This is a genomic window from Bradyrhizobium sp. ORS 375, from assembly GCF_000239775.1.
GTDB lineage: Bacteria > Pseudomonadota > Alphaproteobacteria > Rhizobiales > Xanthobacteraceae > Bradyrhizobium.
Window position 1 is genome coordinate 1 of sequence record NZ_CAFI01000161.1, and the last position, 5,747, is coordinate 5,747.

Annotated in this window: 3 protein-coding genes; 2 read left to right on the top strand and 1 reads right to left on the bottom strand. The window is 66.4% G+C overall.

Going from position 1 to position 5,747, the window contains the following annotated elements; translation table 11 throughout:
- Positions 1-31 precede the first annotated feature (31 nt).
- Positions 32-2,092, bottom strand: a complete 2,061-nt coding sequence (locus BRAO375_RS13895; protein WP_009028104.1) for an ATP-dependent helicase — start codon at positions 2,090-2,092, stop codon at positions 32-34.
- A 196-nt stretch (positions 2,093-2,288) separates the two neighbouring features.
- Here BRAO375_RS13895 and BRAO375_RS13900 point away from each other — a divergent pair, with 196 nt between their 5' ends.
- Positions 2,289-4,604, top strand: coding sequence for a Tex family protein (locus BRAO375_RS13900; protein ID WP_009028105.1), 2,316 nt, complete (start codon positions 2,289-2,291; stop codon positions 4,602-4,604).
- Between the two features lie 22 nt (positions 4,605-4,626).
- Positions 4,627-5,271, top strand: coding sequence for a Rossmann-fold NAD(P)-binding domain-containing protein (locus BRAO375_RS13905; protein ID WP_009028106.1), 645 nt, complete (start codon positions 4,627-4,629; stop codon positions 5,269-5,271).
- The last annotated feature ends 476 nt before the right edge of the window (positions 5,272-5,747 follow it).

A 5,747-nucleotide genomic window follows, 5' to 3' on the forward strand; every position in this document is an offset into this window, starting at 1 on the left:
TAAGAGGCCGCGACCGCCGCAAGACCGAGTTTCACCGCCACCGCTCGCGCATCCGCGCGCCCAGATCAATCCGCGGCCCCGAGCTCGCAACCACCGCGCCGGCCTGCACCTTCGGCCAGCTGACGCGCTCGAACAACTGCACCAGGGCCTCCGGAATGAACCGTGTGCGCGAGGCGTAGACATGACGATCGCCACGCACCGGCTGGCCATGGACGAAGAAGCGCTGCGGCACCAAGAGATGCAGATCGTCCTTGGCGCGGGTCATCGCGACATAGAGCAGCCGGCGCTCCTCCTCCAATTCGGCATTGGAGCCGGCGCCGAGATCGGAGGGCATGCAGCCGTCGACGACATTGAGCACATGCACCGCGTTCCACTCCATGCCCTTGGCGGAATGGATGGTGGAGAGGATCAGATAATCCTCGTCGAGCAGCGGCACGCCGGCCTGGTCGGAGGTGGCGTCGGGCGGGTCGAGCGTCAGCTCGGTGAGAAAACGCTCGCGCGACGGATAGCCGCTGGCGATCTGCTCGAGCTGCAGCAGATCGGCGCCGCGTACCTCGGCATCCTCGTACACGCGCTCGAGATGCGGCTGATACCACTGCCTGACGCGCTCGATGTCGGCGGGCCAGTCCGAAACGCGCAACTGGTCGAGCATGCGCACGAACGCGGTCCAATCGTCGCCGGCGCGTGCCGGCGCTGCTTGTGCGCACAACGCACGAAGCGGATCGGCGCTCTCGCCGGCGGCATCGAGCAGCCGCTGCGCCGACGCCGGGCCGATGCCGGGAATCAGATGCAGCACGCGGAATCCGGCGATGCGGTCGCGCGGGTTTTCGACGAAGCGCAGGCAGGCCAGCATGTCCTTGACATGCGCGGCATCGAGAAACTTCAGCCCGCCGAATTTCACGAACGGGATGTTCCGGCGCGTCAGCTCGATCTCCAGCGGCCCGCTGTGCGAGGACGTCCGGAACAGAACCGCCTGCTGCTTCAGCACGATGCCTTCCTCGCGCTTGGCCAGCACCTGCTCGACGATGTAGCGCGCCTGGTCGGCCTCGTCGCGGACCGTGACGAGCTGCGGCTTGCGCGACGCGGTGCGGTCGGTCCACAGATTTTTGGTGAAGCGCTCGCGCGCCAGCCCGATCACCGCATTGGCAGCGGACAGGATCGGCTGAGTCGAGCGGTAGTTGCGGTCGAGCGTGACGATATCGGCGCGCGGGCTGAACTGATCGGGAAATTCCAGGATGTTGCGCACCGTCGCGGCGCGGAACGCGTAGATCGATTGCGCATCGTCGCCGACCACGGTGAGACCGGCGCCATCAGGCTTCAGGCCCAGCAGGATCTGCGACTGCAGCCGGTTCGTGTCCTGGTACTCGTCGACCAGGACGTGATCGAAGCGTTCGCCGATCTCGCGCGCGATGCTCTCATCGGCCATCATCTGTGCCCAGTAGAGCAAGAGATCGTCGTAGTCGAGCACGGCGTTGGCCTGCTTGGCCTCGACATAGGCCGCGAACAGGCCTTTCAGCTCGCCGGCCCATTCCGCGCACCATGGAAAGTGCCGCACCAGCGCTTCGTCCAGCGGCATATCCGCGTTGACGCAGCGCGAGTAGATCGCAAGGCAGGTGCCCTTGGTGGGGAAGCGCCGCTGCGTGTTGGACAGCCCGCGCTCGTGCCGCACCAGATTCATCAGGTCGGCGGAATCCTCGCGATCATGGATCGTGAACACCGGGTCGAGTCCGATGCGCTCGGCATATTCGCGCAACATCCGTGCGCCAATCCCATGAAACGTGCCGGCCCAGGTCAGCCCCGCGGTGATCGCCTCCGCCTGGCTCCCCAGCACCTTGCGCGCGATGCGCTCGACGCGCCGGCTCATCTCGCTCGCGGCGCGGCGCGAGAACGTCATCAGCAGGATGCGGCGCGGATCGGCACCGTTGACGAGGAGATGCGCGACGCGATGTGCCAGCGTGTTGGTCTTGCCGGAGCCCGCGCCGGCGATGATCAGCAGCGGCGGGCCGGGTGCGGCAAATGCACCACCATGCTCGACGGCGCGGCGCTGCTCCGGATTGAGATCGTCGAGATATGTCGCGGCCGCTGCCTGCACGAATCGCCCCTTGGAATGCGAGAATCCGCGATTTGCGCCATGCGCGCAACGACATGGCCCGCTTGCGGCAGCGTTTTACATGATTCGCAACCGGTCTTTTTTGCCACGGTTGCCCACAGAGCGTCAGCCAGCGGCTTGCGCCGGCGCGCGCGGACTCCTATCCAATCAGCCCCGTCACGAATCTCGGAAGAACACCGTGTCGAATTTTGCCTCCATCATCGCTGCTGAGCTCTCCGTCAGGGACGCCCAGGTCCAGGCCGCGATCGACCTGCTCGACGGCGGCGCGACCGTTCCGTTCATCGCGCGCTACCGCAAGGAAGCGACCGGCATGCTGGACGATACGCAGCTGCGCACGCTCGAGGAGCGGCTGCGCTACCTGCGCGAGATGGATGCACGGCGCACCGCGATCATCGAGAGCATCAAGTCGCAGGGCAAGATGACGCCGGAGATCGAGCTGGCCCTGGCGACCGCCGACACCAAGGCTCGACTGGAAGACATCTACCTGCCCTTCAAGGAGAAGCGCCGCACCAAGGCGCAGATTGCCAAGGAGGCCGGGCTCGAGCCGCTCGCCGACATGCTGATCGGCGATCCCATGAAGAATCCGGAAGACGAGGCGAAGGCCTTCATCAAGAAGGACGGCGACAATCCGGTCAAGGACGTCAAGGCCGCGCTCGAAGGCGCCCGAGCGATCCTGGTCGAGCGCTTCGCCGAGCACGCCGACCTCGTCGGCTCGCTGCGCGAGGAGATGTGGACGCGCGGCGCGGTCAAGTCGTCGGTGCGCCACGGCAAGAAGACGGAAGGAGCGAAGTTCGCCGACTATTTCGATTTCTCCGAGCCGTTCACCAAGCTGCCCTCGCACCGCATCCTGGCGATGCTGCGCGGCGAGAAGGAAGAGGTGCTGCAGCTCGATTTCGGCGACGGCGAGCCGGAGGATTCGAAGGACCCGTCGCTGTACGAGAACCGCATCGCGGTGACCTTCGGCATCTCGCGCCAGGGCCGTCCCGCCGATCAGTTCCTGTCCGACTCCGTGCGCTGGGCCTGGCGCACCCGCATCAAGACGTCGCTCGCGCTCGATGTCCGCATGCGCCTGTGGCAGGAAGCCGAGAAGGAAGCCGTGCGCGTGTTCGCCGCGAATCTGCGCGATCTGCTGCTCGCTGCGCCGGCCGGCGGCCGTGCCACGCTTGGGCTCGATCCGGGCTTCCGCACCGGCGTCAAGGTCGCGGTCATCGACCGCACCGGCAAGTTCGTCGATCACGCCACGATCTATCCGCACGAGCCGCAGCGGCAGTGGAACGAGAGCATGCTGACCTTGGCGCAGCTCTGCATCAAGCACCGCATCGAGCTGGTCGCGATCGGCAACGGCACGGCCTCGCGCGAGACCGAGAAGCTGGTCAACGACCTGATGAAGCTGAAGCCGGATCTCAAGCTGACCAAGGCGATCGTGTCGGAAGCCGGCGCGTCGGTCTATTCGGCTTCGGAATTCGCTGCCAAGGAATTCCCCAATCTCGACGTTTCCATCCGCGGCGCGGTCTCGATCGCGCGCCGCCTGCAGGATCCGCTCGGCGAGCTCGTGAAGGTGCCGCCGGCCTCGATCGGCGTCGGCCAGTATCAGCACGACCTCAATCAGTATGAGCTCGCGCGGGCGCTCGATGCCACCGTCGAGGACTGCGTGAACGCGGTCGGCGTCGATCTCAACACCGCCTCCGCGCCGCTGCTGGCGCGCGTGTCCGGCATCGGCGAGACCTTGGCGCAGAACATCGTCGCGCATCGTGATGCCAATGGTCCGTTCCCGACCCGCGACAAGCTCAAGGACGTACCGCGACTGGGCCCGAAGGCGTTCGAGCAGTGCGCCGGCTTCCTGCGCATCCGTGACGGCGACAATCCGCTCGATGCCTCCGGCGTGCATCCGGAAGCCTATCCGGTCGTGAAGAAGATTCTCGAGGCGACCAAGAGCGACATCAAGGTGCTGATCGGGGAAACCAAGGCCTTGAAGGCGCTCAACCCGGCGAAGTTCGCCGATGAGCGCTTCGGCGTCCCGACCGTCACCGACATCATCAAGGAATTGGAGAAGCCCGGCCGCGACCCGCGTCCGGAGTTCAAGACCGCGACCTTCCAGGAAGGCGTCGAGAAGATCACCGACCTCAAGCCCGGCATGATCCTCGAGGCGACCGTCACCAACGTTGCCGCGTTCGGCGCCTTTGCCGATATCGGCGTGCACCAGGACGGCCTGATCCACATCTCGGCGATGTCCGAGAAGCGCATCAACGACCCGCGCGAGGTGGTGAAGCCGGGCCAAGTCGTGAAGGTGAAGGTGCTCGATGTCGACGTGCCGCGCCAGCGCATCTCGCTGACGCTCCGTCTGTCCGATCCGCTGCCGGCCAAGGGCGAGAAGCGCACCAGCGCGCGGCCGCCGGCGGCCTCCCGGATGACGACGCGCGAGGAGAAGTCGTCGGGCGGCGGCGCGTTTGCGGCCGCGATGGCCAAGGCGGCGGAGCGGCGCAAGGGCGCCTGAGGCGGCGCTCACGGGAGAGTTCATGGCAGGCCGCATCGCGATCATCGCAGGAGCCACCGGTCTCGTCGGCCGGGAGCTGCTTCGCGGCCTGCTTGCCGACCCCAAGGTCGAGCACGTTCATTGCGTCGGCCGCCGCGCGCCGACGCAGGTCTCGCCGAAGCTGACCAGCCATGTCGTCGACTTCGCCGCGCTGCCGCCGCTGCCGGCAGCCGACGAGCTGTATCTCGCGCTGGGGACGACCATCAAGGTCGCGGGCAGCCAGGCTGCGTTCCGCGCCGTCGATCACGACGCGAACCTCGCCGTTGCCAAGGCGGCGCTTGCAAGCGGAGCAAGGCGCGCCGGCCTGGTCAGCGCGATGGGTGCCGATGCGAGATCGCGCATCTTCTACAGCCGCGTGAAGGGCGAGCTCGAGGAGGCGCTAACCGCGCTGTCCTTCACGGGACTGGTGATCGCACGGCCGTCGCTGCTCGTCGGTGCCCGCGCCGAGCTTGGACAGCCGGTCCGGCGCGGCGAGGAATGGGGCGCCGCGCTCAGCAGGATCATCGGCGTCCTGATCCCGCCGAACTACAAGCCCATCGACGCCGCCGACGTCGCGCATGCCTTGCTGTCCACCGTGCCGTCGGCCGCCGGCACCACGGTTCTGCCGTCGGGCGCCATGCGCCGCTGATCGGCAGCCGCTCCTTGCGAGCAGGCGCAAGCCTCTTATTTATGAAAATACGAAATTGCAGGCGGCTTCGTTGTGCGACGCAGCGCTTGCCGCGCCGCTTGTCGCAATGCCGCGAGCGCACCGTAGACCGACGGAGTTCCTTGGCTGGAACACGACTAATTAGTTCCATATCCCGTAGTTTCACGGCGGCGATTTGTCCTGCGGGTCAAGTTTTCCTTAATCCGAAGCAGGTGTGATCGCTAAAGGTCAACCGAATCGTCCCAGCGTCCGACGTCGCCGAAGCATTCCAGGAAAATCGATGATCCCGCGCAGCCTCACAGCTCGTACACTTTCGCTTGGCACCGCTCTCGCCGTCATCGTTGGATTGACCACCGCCGGCCTCGGCGCCGCACTGGTGGGCGAGACGAAACAGGTCACGCTGCAGCAGAAGGCGCCGTCGAGCACCGACGCGCTGAAGGCGCTGTACCGCCGTCCTT